Origin of the sequence: Microbispora rosea, assembly GCF_044460045.1 — a bacterium.
GTDB lineage: Bacteria > Actinomycetota > Actinomycetes > Streptosporangiales > Streptosporangiaceae > Microbispora > Microbispora rosea.
The window spans coordinates 204,458-218,695 of the sequence record NZ_JBITJO010000007.1 but is presented as its reverse complement, the minus strand read 5'-3'; the positions used below and the strand labels follow the sequence as shown (position 1 = coordinate 218,695).

Sequence of the window (14,238 nt, the reverse complement as noted above, 5' to 3'; positions counted from 1 at the left end):
ACCCCCCCCCAATATTAATAAAACGCCCCCCCAAATATAAACAAATTTAAAAAATCGGGCAACGGGGGGCCCCCCCCGCCCCCTAAAAACCCGCGGGGGGGGGGGCCCCGCGGGGGGCCCCCCGCCCCTCGATCGGACCCGGTGAAGGGCCCGGTAAATCAGATGCGGTGGATCGGATGCGGTGGATCAGGCGGGGATCCAGTCCTGCCAGACGATCTTGTTGGCCTCGATCCACTTGCGGGCGGCGTTCTCGGCGCTCATCTTGTTCACCGCCATGTCGTAGGCCACAGCGTTCTGGTCGTCGTTGGTCCAGACGAAGTTCTTGATCAGCTCGTACGCCTTGCCGCCGGTCTTGGCGAACTTCACGCTGACGATCTTGTCGAGCAGGTACGGCGGGTAGTCGCACTTGATCGTCTTGACGTCGCTGTCGCACCCGATGGCGTACGGCGGAAGGTTGATCTTGACGAGCTTGAGCTGGTTGAACAGCCACTGGGGCTCGTAGAAGTACATCAGCAGCGGGGTCTCGTTCTCGGTGGCCTTGCGGGCCGCCGCGATCAGCGCGTCCTCACTGCCGGAGTAGACCACCTTGTAGGGCAGGTTCAGGTTCTTGATGAGCGCCTCGTCGTTGGTGACGAAGGACTTGTCGCCGGCGAGGAACTGACCCAGGCCCTCGCTCTTGTCGGTCTTGAACAGGTCCTTGTACTTGGGCAGGTTGTGCCAGTCCGTGATGTCCGGATATTTCTGGACCATCCACTCGGGGACATACCACCCGATGACGCCCTTGTTGCCGTCCTCACCCGCGGTGATCGCGACCTTCTTGTCGTCGATGTATTCCTTCTTCAGCTCCGGGTGGCTCCAGTTCTCCAGGACGGCGTCGACCGTGCCCTTCTCGAAGCCCTTCCAGGAGTCCGCCTCGCCGCTCTCGACCGTCTCGACCTTGTAGCCGAGCTCGTGCTCGAGGAGATAGGCGACGACCGCGGCGCTGGCCTCGTAGCCGATCCAGGGGTTGATCGCGAGTCGTACGGTCTTCGTGCCGCCTCCGGCGCCTGCTCCGGCGGCGTCATCCGAACTCCCGCCACTGCAGGCGGTCATGGCCAGCGCGAGCGTCAGCACGCCGGCAAGGAGACGGATCCTCATATCTAGCCTCATCTGATGTCGTACGGGCGGGTCGTGCGGGCGCGGAGCGCGAGCGGCGGGGCCGCGGCGACACCGGCAGAGTATTCCACAACACGCGGGGTCGGCCGCGATCGCGGGGATCGCGGCCGACGCGTGGTCAGCGCCCGAACTCGCGCACGGGCCACACGACCTGGATCACTTGGGCATCCAGGCCTGCCACTTGGCGGTGTTGGCCTCCACCCACTTCTTGGCCGCGTCCTCCGCCGACATCCCGTTGTTGGTGATGTCGTCGGCGACGGCGTTCTGGTCGTCGTTCGTCCACTGGAAGGCCTTGATCAGCTCGTAGGCCTTGCCGCCGGTGTCGGCGAACTTCTTGCTCACGATCTTGTCGAGGTCGTACGGCGGGTAGTCACAGGCGACCTTCTTGGGGTCGCTGTCGCAGCCCTCCGTGTACGCGGGGAGGTTGACCTTGACCAGCTTGACCTGGTTGAACAGCCACTGCGGCTCGTAGAAGTACATGAGCAGCGGCTTCTTCTGATCGGTCGCCTGCTTGGCGGCCTTGATCAGCGCGGCCTCGCTGCCCGCGTAGACCACCTTGTAGTCGAGCTTGAGGTTCTTGACCAGCGCCTCGTCGTTGGTGACGAAGGACGGGTCGCCGTCCAGCATCTGGCCCTTGCCGTCCGACTCGGAGGTCTTGAACAGGTCGGCGTACTTGTTCAGGTTCTTGTAGTCGGTGATGTCGGGGTACTTCTCCACCATCCACTCGGGCACGTACCAGCCGATGACGCCCTTGTTGCCGGTGCTGCCCGCCTCGACGGCGATCTGCTTCTCCTCGATGTACTTCTTCTTGAGGTCCGGGTGGCCCCAGTTCTCGAGGATGACGTCGACGTCGCCCGACTCCATGCCCTGCCAGGACGGCTCCTCGGCGAGCGTCACCTTCTCGACCTTGTAGCCGAGCTCGTGCTCCAGGAGGTACGACACCACGGCGGCGTCGGCCTCGTAGCCGACCCAGCCGTTGATGGCTATCTTGACCGTGCCCCCGGCGGACGCGGCCGCGGAGCCCGCGGCGCTCGCGCTGGGCGCCGCCGCGGAGTCGTCCTCTACCTTGGCGCCTCCGCAGGCGGCCGCGCTGAGGCCGAGAACGAGTACCCCTGCGATTAGGCGTAACTTCTTCATGCGTTCCTCTTCTTGTGGGGAGAGCGGCGCCCGTTGGCGCCTTGCGTGATCCGGTCGAGCATGACTCCGAGGAGGACCAGGGCGACGCCGGCGGCGAGCCCCTTTCCGTAGTCCTCCTGCTGCGCGAACCCGGCCACGACGTCGTATCCAAGAGCTCCGGCGCCGACCAGCGCGCCGATCACCACCATCGCCAGCGTCATGACGATGCCCTGGTTCGCCGCGAGCAGCAGCGAGCCGCGCGCCATCGGCAACTGGACCTTCCACAGCAGCTGCCGGTCGGTGGAGCCCGCGGACCGCGCCGCCTCCATGACGGTCCCGGGGACCGCGCGCAGGCCGTCCTCGACGAGGCGGGCGACCACCGGCACCGCGTAGATGAAGGAGGCCGTGATCGCGGTGAAGCGGCCGTTGCCGAACAGGGCCACGGCGGGCAGCAGGTAGGAGAACGACGGCATCGTCTGCGCGGCGTCCAGCACAGGACGGAGCCCGGCGGCGAACCACCGCGACCGCGCCGCCGCCACGCCGAGCGCGAGCCCGGCGGCGATGGTGATCACGGAGGCGACCAGCACCAACGTCAGCGTCTCCATGGCGTGCTCCCACAGTTGCAGCGCGGCGACGCACAGGAGGCAGGCGGTGGCGACGAGACCGGCCGCCAGCCCGCTCACCCGCCAGGCGAACACCAGCACCGCCGCGGTGACCAGCCACCAGGGCGCGCTGGTCAGCACGTCCTGCAGCGGGTTGAGCAGGCCGTACGCCACCACGTCGTTGAGGAAGCCGGTGAAGGTGTACCAGTGGGCCTCGATCCAGTCGACCACGTCGTTGATCGGCCGGACGATCTGCACCTGCCACTGCTCGGGGAACTCCTGCGCCATCGCGGGGAGCAGGGCGAGCCCGGCCGCCGTCAGGACGGCGAACCCGCCCCAGCGGACGGCCCTCGCCCGGGTGCCGCTCTCGCGCCGCTGCGCCGCCGCCCGCGTCATGCGGTCGAGCACGATGGCGATCAGCACGATCGCGACGCCGGGCACCAGCGCGGCGCCCACGTTGACCCGGGCGAGCGCGCGGAGCAGGTCCTCGCCGAGCCCGGGCGCCGCGATCAGCGCCGTCAGCGGCACCATCGACAGCGCCGCCGCGATGGTCTGGTTGACGCCCAGCGTGATCGTGTTCAGCGCCAGCGGCAGACGGACCTTGCCCAGCGTCTGCCACCCGGTGGCGCCCAGCGACTCCGACGCCTCCACCGCCACACCGGAGACCCGCTGGATGGCCATCGCGGTGATCCTGATCGCGGGCGGCATCGCGTAGATCATCGTGGCGATCGTCGCCGACGCCGGGCCGATGAGGAACAGCAGCACCATGGGTGACAGGTACGAGAACGTCGGCATGATCTGCATGACGTCGAGCACCGGCGTCACGATCCGCCGTACGCGGTGCGAGCGGCCCGCCCAGATCCCCAGCGGGATGCCGAACAGCAGCGACAGCAGCACCGCGGACAGGGTCAGCGCGAGCGTCTCGACGCTCGCCTCCCAGAACCCGAGCACGCCGACGCCGGCGAAGCCGGCGAACGAGACGAGCGCGATCCGCCACCCGCCGGCCAGCCACCCGAGTCCGGCGGCCAGCCCGAGGAGACCGGGCCAGCCGAGTGCGACCAGGCCGGCCTGGAGCCCCTCGTAGACGCCGGCGGCGCCCAGGCGGAGGTAGTTGACGACGTACAGGAAGATCGGGCTGCTGTTGCGGTTTTCGTCGACCCAGTCGCGGGCGTCGTTGAGCCAGTGGAACAGGGTGGCGTCGTCGTCGTGCGGCAGCACGGCCTTGCCGCGGAAGGCCACGTAGAGGGCCACCACCGCTACCACTCCGGCGACCGGCGCGACCCACCGCGGCAGGCGGCGGACCCGCGCCGGGGCCTCCACGGGCGGCGCGACCTGCACAGGCGCACTCACCATCTACGCCTCCCCGGTCGCGCCGGCGGAGGCCGCGACCGCGACGGGCTCGGTCCCGGGCCGCACCGCGCCGAGGAGGTCGACGCGGCTCACCACGCCGACCAGTTCGCCGTCGGCGACGACCCGGATGGGCCGGTCGGACGCCATCGCGGCCGGGACCGCGTCGTGGATCACGGTGTCGGCGGGGAGCTCGGGGCCGTCGAGCGGCTCGTCGGGCTCGGGGTCGCGGGAGATCCAGCGCAGCGACAGCACCTGCGCCCGGGGGACGTCCCGCACGAAGTCGGCCACGTAGTCGTCGGCGGGCGCGCCCACCAGCTCCTCGGGGGTGCCCACCTGCACGATCGCGCCCGCCCGCATGATCGCGATGCGCTCGCCGAGCTTGAGCGCCTCGGACAGGTCGTGGGTGATGAAGACCATGGTCTTGCCGACCTCGCGGTGCAGCCGGATGACCTCGGCCTGCATGTCGCGGCGGATCAGCGGGTCGAGCGCGCTGAACGGCTCGTCGAACAGCAGCACCTCGGGGTCGACGGCGAGCGCTCTGGCCAGCCCCACCCGCTGCTGCATGCCGCCCGACAGCTGCTCGGGGTAGGAGTCCTCATGGCCCTCCAGCCCGACCAGCGACAGGATGCGCCGGGCCTTCTCGTGCCGCTCGGCCTTTCCGACGCCCTGGATCTCCAGGCCGTAGCCGACGTTGTCCACGACCTTCCGGTGCGGCAGCAGCCCGAAGTGCTGGAAGACCATGCTCACACGGTGGCGGCGAAGCTCACGCAACTGCTTGGCCGACATGGCGCGCACGTCCTGGCCGTCGATGCGCAGTTCGCCCGCCGTCGGCTCGATCAGCCGGGTGAGACAGCGCACCAGCGTCGACTTGCCGCTGCCGGAAAGGCCCATGACGACGAAGACCTCGCCCGGGCGTACCTCGAAGCCGACGTCCCTGACGGCGGCGGTGCACCCCGTCTTCGCCCGCAGTTGCGCGGGCTCCAGATCTGCGTCGGGGCTGCCGATGATCCGGTCGGCCTTGGGACCGAAGATCTTCCAGAGCCCGCGAACCTCGATCGCGGCTGTGCCCACTCTGATTCCCCTCACTTGGCGCTCGCCCGCGAGGCGGCGTGGACGCCCGGGAACGCCAAAGCACGGCGCGAGGGCTGCCGCTCGAACGCCGTGAATGAAGAGCGGGGGGCCAACGACTCCTCAGGGCACACGCACAGGCGTTGCGCTAGGCGCAACACGGATCCTGTTTTGACAACAGGTCTGAGGCTAGGGCCCTGCTGCCCTTCCTATGGTGAAAAATGCCACCTAATCTCCATATCGTGACCGTCCGGTGATCTTTCTCCCCAGGGGCCGTACCGGGCAGTGAAGGCGCGGCGGCGCGGCGTGAGGACCCGCCCTGGGGAGGCGGCAGCGGCGTCGTGACAGGCTCAGGTGGCGAGAGCGCCGCCCGGCACGGCGGCACGCGTCATGACCGGCCCAGGTGGCGAGAACGCGCCCGCCGATGCGGCACGCGTCGTGACCGGCTCGGGTGGCGAGAACGCGCCCGCCGATGCGGCACGCGTCGTGACGGGCTCAGGTGGCGAGGATGCCTCCGTCGACCGGGAGCACGGCCCCGGTGACGTACGAGCCGGCGTCGGAGGCGAGGAAGACGGCGGCGGCGACGAGCTCCCGCGGGTCGCCCGAGCGCTTCATCAGGACCCGCTGCTCCCGCATGCGGTCGAGGTAGCCGTCGGGATACTGCGCGGTCATCTCGGAGTCGAAGAAGCCCGGCTCCAGGCAGTTGACCCGGATGCCCCGGCGCGAGGTCCACTGCTGGGCGAGGTCGCGGGTGAGCCCGACGACGGCGGCCTTCGACGCGCTGTAGGCCGCCTGCGGCAGCCCGGCCGTGGTCTCGCCGAGCACGCTGCCGATGTTGACGATCGACGAGCCCGGCCGCATCACGCGGGCGCAGGCCTGGGCCATCCAGTAGGTGCCGTTCACATTGACGTCGAGCACCCGGCGGAACTCTCCGGGTGTCTCCCGCAGGGCGGGCACGGCCGTGCCGACGCCCGCGTTGTTGATCAGCACGTCGACCCGGCCGAACTCGCCCATGGCCGCGTCGACGAGGGCCTGGCACTCCTCGGGGACCGACACATCGGTGGGGACCGCGAGGCAGCGGCGGCCGGTCTCCTCGACCAGCCGCCGCGTCCGCTCCAGCCCTTCGGGACGGCGGGCCCCGATCACCACGTCGGCGCCCGCCTCCGCGAGGCCCCTGGCGAAGGCGACGCCGAGCCCCGACGAGGCTCCCGTCACGATGGCCACCTTGCCGTCCAGACGGAACCGGTCCAGGATCACGCCGCCTCCTCGCTCACGAATCGAACCCGACTCTAGAGCAAGGTTCCGCCAGGGTGGCGGGCAGGCGGATCAGAGGCCGTACTCCTTGGAGATCCGCTCGTGCCGCTCGGCCTCGATGCCCACCTCGCGGGCGAGGTCGAGCCACGCGAGCGGGTGGGACCACTGCTCGGTGACGTCGTCGAGGACGGCGTCCAGCTCCGCCGGCCCCACAGTGGGCGGGATCGCGATCCAGCCGAACACGCCGGGAAGCTGCTCGCCGGTGGCGGGGTGGGTGACGCGGTAGTTCTCGTCGCTGTAGACCCACATGGGCCAGCCGCGCTCGGCGAGGACCTCGTTGAACTCGGCCCACTCGTCCTCCGAGGGCGCCGCGCCGTCGAAGAACCAGCTCGTGTAGCCGCCCGGGCGCAGCATCGTCACCCCGGCGAACGGGATGACGAAGCTCTCCCGTTCCTGTTCGTTCTCCGGGATCGGCTCCAGCGGCCGGGGGTCGATCACGACCACGTCGCCCGCGTTGTATTCCATGCCGCGCGGCTGCGGGATCGCGAGGCGCGCGGTAGCCGGTCCGGTCCGTACGGCGAGCACCTCCCGCTGGCTGCCGTCGGGGGCGGGGAGGATCACCCGGACCAGGTGCCACTCCTCCTCGATCGGGCCCTCTCCCGGCTCGATCGGCATGCCGAGCTTGGCGCCGGCGGCGCGGACGGTCGCCCAGTCCTCCACGGCGGTGGACAGGACGATGAGCCGCCAGACGTCCTCCTCCTCGCCCTCACCGGAGTCGACGACCGGCTTGATGATCTCGGCCGCCTTGGCGTTGTCGCCGAGCTGCTGCACGGCGCCCGACCACAGCCGGCGCGCCTCCAGCCCGCCCTCGTGGGCGACCGCCTGCTCGGCCTCGGCCGCCGTCTGCTCCCAGCGCTCGCGCGCGCGGTGGAGCCGGGCGAGCGCGAGGTGCGAACGGGTCTCCGGCAGCCGGGTCGCCAGGGTCTCCACCCGCTCGTCCTGCCCGGCCTCGATGAGCAGGCCGGTGAGGTAGGAGATGTCCTCGTCGCCGGCGGCGGCCGGGTCGCCGTCCTCGACGACCGTCTTCCAGTAGACGTCGGCGCCCACCGGGGCGTAGCCGAGGAACCCGAGCGTCGTGGTGTGGCGCCGGGTGGCCTCGAGGTCGGTGCCCGACAGCGGCCACAGCCACCCCACCCACCGCTCGGGGTCGGCCGTGCGGCCGTCGGCGGCGTCGAAGTAGGCGACCAGCTCGTCGCGGGGGCCGGGCGCCGGAAGCTCCTTGGCGGCGTCGGCGGCGGCGCGCAGCTCGGCCACCCGCTCGGCCAGTCCCTCGGTGACGCGGAGGGCGGCGATCGCGGCCTCGGCGTAGTCGGCCAGCAGGCGGGCCTGCCACAGGCCCTGCCGGGCGACCGCCAGGTGCCCGGCCGTCAGCGCCAGCTCGAACCTGGCGCGGTGGCCGCCCACGCTCTCGAAGTAGGTGATCCACTGACGCAGGATGCGGCCGAGCTGCCAGGTGTTGGCGATGCCCTCGGTGAGCATGCGGACGGTGCGGGCCCACTCCACCCATTCGCGCGCGTGGTCGCCCACGACGTCGAGGTCGGGCAGCGCGTCAACGGCCTCCTGCACCCGGCCGAGGGTGGCCAGCACCTGCGACCTGAGCAGGGTCTCGCGGCGGCCCTTCGCGACCGGGTCGTCCGGCTTGAAGCCGGTCGAGGCGTCGAGCGCGGTCAGGGCGTCGTCCGGGCGTCCGGCCGCGAGCAGGGCGCGCGCGGAGGCGGCGCCCAGCTCCCAGCTCGCCTCGCGGCCCTCTCCGCGCAGGCGCTCGACCGCCGCCTCGGCGTACGCGACGGCCTCGGCCGCCTGGCCGGCGTCGATGAGCGCCGCGACGTACTGCGTGGCCAGGCCGGAGAAGGCGAGCGAGTCGGGGCCGACGCCGTCGAGGGCGGCGCCCAGGGCGGCGAGCCGGGTCTCGGCATAACCGGGGCCGTCGGTGTTCGCCTGGACCATCGCCAGGATCTCCACGGCGCCGGGGGCCGCGGGACAGTCGCGGACGTCGTCACGCTGGGCGAAGTCCGCCAGCGCGACGGCGTCGTCGAGCGCGGCCGCGCCGATCGCCCGGTCGCCCACCCGGCCGAGCAGGTGCCAGTAGCGCGCGAAGAACTCCAACCACGGCTTCTCCAGCGTCTCCGCGTGCTGCGCGATCGCCGGCGCCACGACGTCGAGCTGGGTGAAACGGCCCTCCAGCGCCTGCGCCGGCACGTCACCCAGCGCCATGGCCAGCCCCGTGTTGCCAGCCTCGTGCAGTTCACGCTGGGTGCCACCGACCCAGGCCCAGATGTCCACGTCCATGAGCAGTCAGTCTGCCAGGTCGCCGACCATGACCCAAACGAACGCGGCCTTCTGCTCACCGGCGCGTCAGCGCGCCCGGGCCGCCCCGGACGCCTCCCGGAGCAGGCCAGAGAGTTCGGCGAGCTCCGCCGGGGCGAGCGCCGCGTAGGCGCGGGCGACGAGATCGTCGGTCAGTTCCTCCGCCCTGGCCCTGCGCTCCGCCGCCTCCGCCGACGGCACGGGGTAGGGCTCGGGCCAGGCGAGGAATCGGGCGACGTCGGCGGTGCGGTCGTACGGGATCGGAGTCCCGGTGCCGTCCGCACCCACGAGGGTGGCCTCCAGCGGGCCGAGTCCCTGCGCCACCACGGCCGTCGCGTGCCGGGCGCCGCGCAGCTCCCGCACGACGTGCAGCAGATGGGCGGCCAGGGCGGGCCCGCCGCCGGGCCGCGGCATGGCCCGCCATCCGGCGAACAGCGGCGCGCAGAACGCGTCCGCCCCGTCGGCGACGGCCGCGAGAAGCTCGGCCAGCCGGTCGGCGTTCCCGAGCCCGGCGAGCCTGCGCCGTCCCCAGTCGTGGCAGGCGCCGGCGTAGAGCGCGGCGGCCTCCTCGGCGGCGAGCTTGCGCCCGCCCTCCCACGACTCGCGGACGTGCCCCGCCGGGAAGAAGACGACCGCCGCGAGCACGACATCGGCGTCCACCTCGCCGAGGACGCCGCACCTGCCGCGGAAGTACATCTCCCGTGGGCCGAGGCCGTGACGCTCGCACAGCGCCTTTACCTCCCTCGACAGCATGAAGCCCCCGCCGAGGGCCCCGATGGCCGCCTTCGTCTCCAGCACCGCATCACGCGGGTCCATGCGCCCTCCTCGGTCTGATCTCCAGACTCAGGGTGGCCGATCAGAACAAGGTTCTGCAAGTACCTGAAACGGTCAGAGAACGGCGGGCCACTCGCCCGAGGCGACGAGGACGGCGGGCCCGGACAGGTAGCTCGTGTCCTCCTCCAGCGTCACGGTGACCGTGCCGCCGAGGATCCGCACCTCCCACGTGCCGGTGGTCTCGCCGGCGGCGTGGGCGGCGGCGACGGCCGTCGCGACCGCCCCGGTGCCGCACGAGCGCGTCTCCCCCGAGCCCCGCTCGTGCACCCGCATGGACACCCTGTGGTCGCCCACCATGTTGAAGATCTCGACGTTGACGCCCTCGGGGTAGACCCCGCGGTCGAAGCCGGGCTCGCGGCCGAGGTCGAACCCGGCCACCGGCTCCTCCACGGCGCACGCCAGGTGGGGGTTGCCCATGTTCACGTTCACGCCGCGGCACTCGCGCCCGTCGACGAGCGCGCGACTGTCCCCCAGCACCCGCGGCATGCCCATGTCCACGGTCACGTCGCCCGTCGCCCCGAGCCGTACGCGCTTGAGGCCTCCGCGGGTGGCGACGGCGAACTCGCTGGGCGCCGCGAGACCCGCGTCCACGAGGTAGCGGGCGAAGACCCTGACGCCGTTGCCGCACATCTCGGGAATTCCGCCGTCCGCGTTGCGGTAGTCCATGAACCACTCGGCCTCGCCGGCCAGCCCGGCCGCCTCGGGGCAGAGCTTGGTGGGCACCACGCGCAGCACCCCGTCGGCGCCGATGCCCGCGCGCCGGTCGCACAGCGCCGCGACGTCCACCGGGGACAGGTCCAGCGTGGCGTCGGCGTCCGGCAGGATGACGAAGTCGTTCTCGGTGCCGTGGCCCTTCAGAAACCGCATGGCAGCAGTCTAGGAGGAGCCGGTGATCACGGCGATCGCGCGGTCGGCCAGATCAGGCGCGTCGAACGGCAGCCACACCACCCGGGGGTCGCGGCGGAACCACGACTCCTGCCGCCGGGCGAACCTGCGCGTCGCGCGCACCGTCTCCTCCCGCGCCTGCTCCTCGGTCCACTCCCCGGAAAGGAAGCGCAGCACCTGCGCGTATCCGAGCGCCCGGCTGGCGGTCCTGCCGTCCGCCAGGCCGCGCGCCGCGAGCGCGCGCACCTCGTCCACCAGCCCGGCCTCCCACATGAGGGCGACCCTGCGCTCGATCCGCTCGTCGAGGACCGGCCGCGGCACCTCGACCCCGATCTGCACGCTGTCGTAGACCGCGTCGTACGACGGCATCGTGGCGGAGAACGGCCGCCCGGACAGCTCGATGACCTCCAGCGCGCGGACGATCCTGCGGCCGTTGCTCGGCAGGATGTTGTCCGCGGCCACCGGGTCGAGACCCTTGAGCCGTTCGTACAGGGGCGCCGGGCCGGTCGCGGCGAGCTCCTTCTCCAGCCGGGCCCGCGCGTCCGGGTCGGTCCCCGGAAACTCCAGATCGTCGATCGCGGCGCGCACGTAGAGCCCGGAGCCGCCCGCCAGCACGGGCACCCGGCCGCGGGAGCGCAGATCATCCATCAGCGGGCGGACGAGCCGCTGATACTCGGCCACGCTGGCGGTCCGCGTCACCGGCCAGAGGTCCAGCAGATGATGGGGGACGCCGCGCCGCTCCTCCATGGAGAGCTTGGCCGTGCCGATGTCCATGCCCTCGTAGAGCTGCATGGAGTCGGTGTTGATCACCTCGCCGTGCAGACGGAGCGCCAGCTCGACGGCCAGGTCGGACTTGCCCGCCGCGGTCGCGCCCACGACGGCGATCACCGGTAGTTGCCCCACCCGTCCAGTGTCCCAGCGGCGGGGAGGTCAGATGTCCCAGTCGAGGGTGGGAGGCAGGTGGCCTTCGAGAGTGAGCAGCCACCGCTTGGACTCCACGCCCTCGCCGCCGCTGAAGCCGCCGAGCCCGTTGCTCGCCACGACCCGGTGGCACGGCACGATGATCGGGAGCGGGTTGGCGCCCATGATCGAGCCGATGGCCCGCGCCGGGACCCCCGTGCCGCTCCGCGCCGCCAGCTCCCCGTACGTCACCACCTCGCCGTACGGGACGGTCGCGAACAACGTGCCGAGGACCTGCCGCTGCAGCGGCGACATGAGCCGCCAGTCCACCTGCACGCGGAACTCCTTCAGCTCGCCCCGGAAGTACGCCGTCAGCTCCTGCCTCGCGGCGGCCGTACGGACCGGGTCGTCGGCGACGGCCATGCCGAGGCGGTCGGCGATCCGCTCCCTGAGCCGGGGGTCGTCCTGGAAGTGCGTCGCGGCGACCCCGTCCTCGGTGACGGCGGCGAGCACGTCGCCCAGCCTGGTCGGTACGGTCGCGAACGCCACCGTGCTGCTGTCCATACGTCCCATTCTGCGCGCGCCCGGGCGGGGTAGGGTGATCGGGTGCTGGTCGCCGCTGCCGTCTGCCCGCATCCTCCGCTGCTCGTCCCGCAGGTCGCCGGGGCCGCCGCACCCGAACTCGACGATCTGCGTGCCGCCTGCGCCGCGGCGGTCGGCTCGCTTCTGGACGCCCGCGCCGACGTGCTGGCCGTGGTCGGCGGCGCGGACGCCGCCGCGTCCTTCCCCGGGAACGCCGCGGGGACGCTGCGCCCGTGGGGCCCCGACGTCCGGGTCGGCCCGGGGGATCCCGTCCTGCCCCTGTCGCTCACGATCGGCCGCTGGCTGCTGGAGCGGGCGCACGCCTCCGGAGGCGACCTTCCCGCGCTGCGGTTCGAGGCGGTCGGGTTCGACGCCTCGCCGGCCGAGTGCGCCGCGCTGGGCCGCCGCCTGGCGGACTCGGCGGGACGGGTGGCGCTGCTGGTCATGGGCGACGGCTCGGCCAGGCGCACCGAGAAGGCGCCGGGTTACATCCATCCCGGCGCCGTGCCGTACGACGAGATGCTCGCCGGCGCGCTCGCCTCGGGCGACGCCGGTCGTCTGCTGGGCCTCGACCCGGACGAGGCGCGGGAGCTGTGGGCGACGGGCCGGGCGGCCCTCCAGGTCCTCGGCGGCGCGGCGCGGGAAGCGCCCCCGCCCGCCGCGTCCGAGCTGCTGTACGACGATGCGCCGTACGGCGTGGGCTACTTCGCCGCCCGCTGGGCCTGGTAGTCCGCGCGCTTCGGCACGGGGACGCGCATGAGGTCGCGCGCCGTCACGACGTCCCCGGCGTAGGACGTGCGCACCTCGTCGACGAAGCGCGGCTCGTCCGCCGTCGTGTACCGCTCGGAGAAGTGGGTGAGCACCAGCCGCCGCACCCCGCAGTCCGCGGCGATCCGGCCCGCCTGCGCCGCCGTCAGGTGCCCGTACTGCGCGGCCATCGCGCTCTCGGCCGACAGGAACGTCGACTCGATCACCAGCAGGTCGACGCCGTCGGCCAGGGCGAACGCCCCGTCGCACATCCGGGTGTCCATCACGAAGGCCGCGCTCTGTCCCGGCTTGGGGGCGCTGCACTGCTCCAGCGTGACCGTCGACCCGTCCGGCATGGTCAGCGAGCCGTGCCGCTGGAGCTCACCGATCATCGGCCCGCGCACGCCCCGTCTGGCCAGCTCCCCGGGCAGCATGCGGCGCCCGCCCGGCTCGTCCACGCGGTAGCCGTACGACTCGACGGGGTGCGACAGCGGCCGTGCGGTCAGCGTCACGGGTCCCGACGGCCACTCGGCCACCTCGCCGGAGACCGGGCGCGGCGCGATCACGTCGGTGTCGGCGAAGGCCGACGCGTTGCGCAGCCTGCGCCAGTACGTCTCGCCGCTCGCAGGGTAGGCCGCCCGCACCTCGTGGTCCACCTTGTCCCTGGCGATCCGCTGGACCACGCCGGGCACTCCGAGGCAGTGGTCGCCGTGGAAGTGCGTGACGCAGATCCAGGTGACGTCGTGCGCGCTCACCCCGGCGTGCAGCATCTGCCGCTGGGTGCCCTCCCCCGGGTCGAACAGGAATCCCTCGCCGTCCCAGCGGAGCAGGTAGCCGTTGTGGTTGCGGTGACGGGTGGGCACCGCGCTCGAGGTGCCGAGGACGACCAGTTCACGAACGGACACACGGCGATGCTAGGACGTGCCCGGCGGTAGGGCCCCGCCGCGTCCCGGACGGGGACACCGTCACGCGCGGCCTTCCGCCAGGAATGACTCGACTCACCAATATTCAGGACATTCCTTGCGATAATGACCGGGCGGCGTATTTGGAGCCCCCGGAAATCGGCGGAACCGCCGCTGGAATTCGCATCCGGCGGGCACACTGAGAAATCGGAAACAACCGACCGCCGCATGGAAGAACACGATCATGCCGGATTTCTCCCCTGCCCCACGGCACCGGCGCGACGGTCATCCCGTCCTCGCCCTGACGGGCGTGATCGGCGTAACCGCCGTAGCCGGGCTCGGCGTCGTCCTGGCCGTCCTGCCTGCGCGGGACCCCACGCCCTCCGCCGCCCGATCGGTGGCCGCCGGCATGAGCACTGCCGCCACATCCGCACGCCCGGCGCCCGGATTTCCCTCCGCCGCTCCCTTCTTCCCGT

General features: G+C 71.9%; 12 protein-coding genes. 1 reads left to right on the top strand and 11 read right to left on the bottom strand.

Going from position 1 to position 14,238, the window contains the following annotated elements; translation table 11 throughout:
- Window positions 1-186: 186 nt before the first annotated feature.
- The 10 genes from ACIBK1_RS28455 to ACIBK1_RS28410 form a co-directional block, all read right to left on the bottom strand.
- Window positions 187-1,137, bottom strand: coding sequence for an ABC transporter substrate-binding protein (locus ACIBK1_RS28455; RefSeq protein ID WP_030506446.1), 951 nt, complete (start codon window positions 1,135-1,137; stop codon window positions 187-189).
- Window positions 1,138-1,311: 174 nt separating this feature from the next.
- Window positions 1,312-2,292 (bottom strand): ABC transporter substrate-binding protein, encoded by a 981-nt coding sequence (locus tag ACIBK1_RS28450; protein ID WP_030506447.1) that lies wholly within the window; start codon window positions 2,290-2,292, stop codon window positions 1,312-1,314.
- On the bottom strand, window positions 2,289-4,226 hold the full coding sequence (locus ACIBK1_RS28445; RefSeq protein ID WP_030506448.1) for an ABC transporter permease: 1,938 nt from the start codon (window positions 4,224-4,226) through the stop codon (window positions 2,289-2,291). The genes ACIBK1_RS28450 and ACIBK1_RS28445 overlap by 4 nt, the downstream gene beginning before the upstream one ends.
- Window positions 4,227-5,294 carry a glycine betaine/L-proline ABC transporter ATP-binding protein gene (locus ACIBK1_RS28440; RefSeq protein WP_396720904.1) on the bottom strand — a complete coding sequence of 356 codons (1,068 nt, stop codon included), beginning with the start codon at window positions 5,292-5,294 and terminating at the stop codon, window positions 4,227-4,229.
- A 492-nt stretch (window positions 5,295-5,786) separates the two neighbouring features.
- Window positions 5,787-6,548, bottom strand: coding sequence for an SDR family NAD(P)-dependent oxidoreductase (locus ACIBK1_RS28435; protein ID WP_239104948.1), 762 nt, complete (start codon window positions 6,546-6,548; stop codon window positions 5,787-5,789).
- 69 nt (window positions 6,549-6,617) lie between these two features.
- Window positions 6,618-8,894, bottom strand: coding sequence for a tetratricopeptide repeat protein (locus ACIBK1_RS28430; protein ID WP_030506451.1), 2,277 nt, complete (start codon window positions 8,892-8,894; stop codon window positions 6,618-6,620).
- A 66-nt stretch (window positions 8,895-8,960) separates the two neighbouring features.
- Window positions 8,961-9,728, bottom strand: a complete 768-nt coding sequence (locus ACIBK1_RS28425) for an SCO6745 family protein (RefSeq protein WP_030506452.1) — start codon at window positions 9,726-9,728, stop codon at window positions 8,961-8,963.
- A gap of 72 nt (window positions 9,729-9,800) precedes the next feature.
- Window positions 9,801-10,613, bottom strand: a complete 813-nt coding sequence (gene dapF, locus ACIBK1_RS28420) for a diaminopimelate epimerase (protein WP_396738782.1) — start codon at window positions 10,611-10,613, stop codon at window positions 9,801-9,803.
- Between the two features lie 9 nt (window positions 10,614-10,622).
- Entirely contained in the window at window positions 10,623-11,534 is a 912-nt protein-coding gene (miaA, locus tag ACIBK1_RS28415; protein WP_076437743.1) for a tRNA (adenosine(37)-N6)-dimethylallyltransferase MiaA, read from the bottom strand.
- Window positions 11,535-11,561: 27 nt separating this feature from the next.
- A complete protein-coding gene (locus tag ACIBK1_RS28410) occupies window positions 11,562-12,095 on the bottom strand; it encodes a methylated-DNA--[protein]-cysteine S-methyltransferase (RefSeq protein ID WP_036405313.1) in 534 nt (177 codons plus the stop codon).
- Between the two features lie 42 nt (window positions 12,096-12,137).
- Here ACIBK1_RS28410 and ACIBK1_RS28405 point away from each other — a divergent pair, with 42 nt between their 5' ends.
- Window positions 12,138-12,842: a class III extradiol dioxygenase subunit B-like domain-containing protein gene (locus ACIBK1_RS28405; RefSeq protein WP_396738779.1), complete on the top strand. Its 705-nt coding sequence runs from the start codon at window positions 12,138-12,140 to the stop codon at window positions 12,840-12,842.
- Here ACIBK1_RS28405 and ACIBK1_RS28400 read toward each other — a convergent pair.
- Window positions 12,815-13,765 (bottom strand): ribonuclease Z, encoded by a 951-nt coding sequence (locus ACIBK1_RS28400; protein WP_357321350.1) that lies wholly within the window; start codon window positions 13,763-13,765, stop codon window positions 12,815-12,817. The genes ACIBK1_RS28405 and ACIBK1_RS28400 overlap by 28 nt on opposite strands.
- Window positions 13,766-14,238 lie beyond the last annotated feature (473 nt).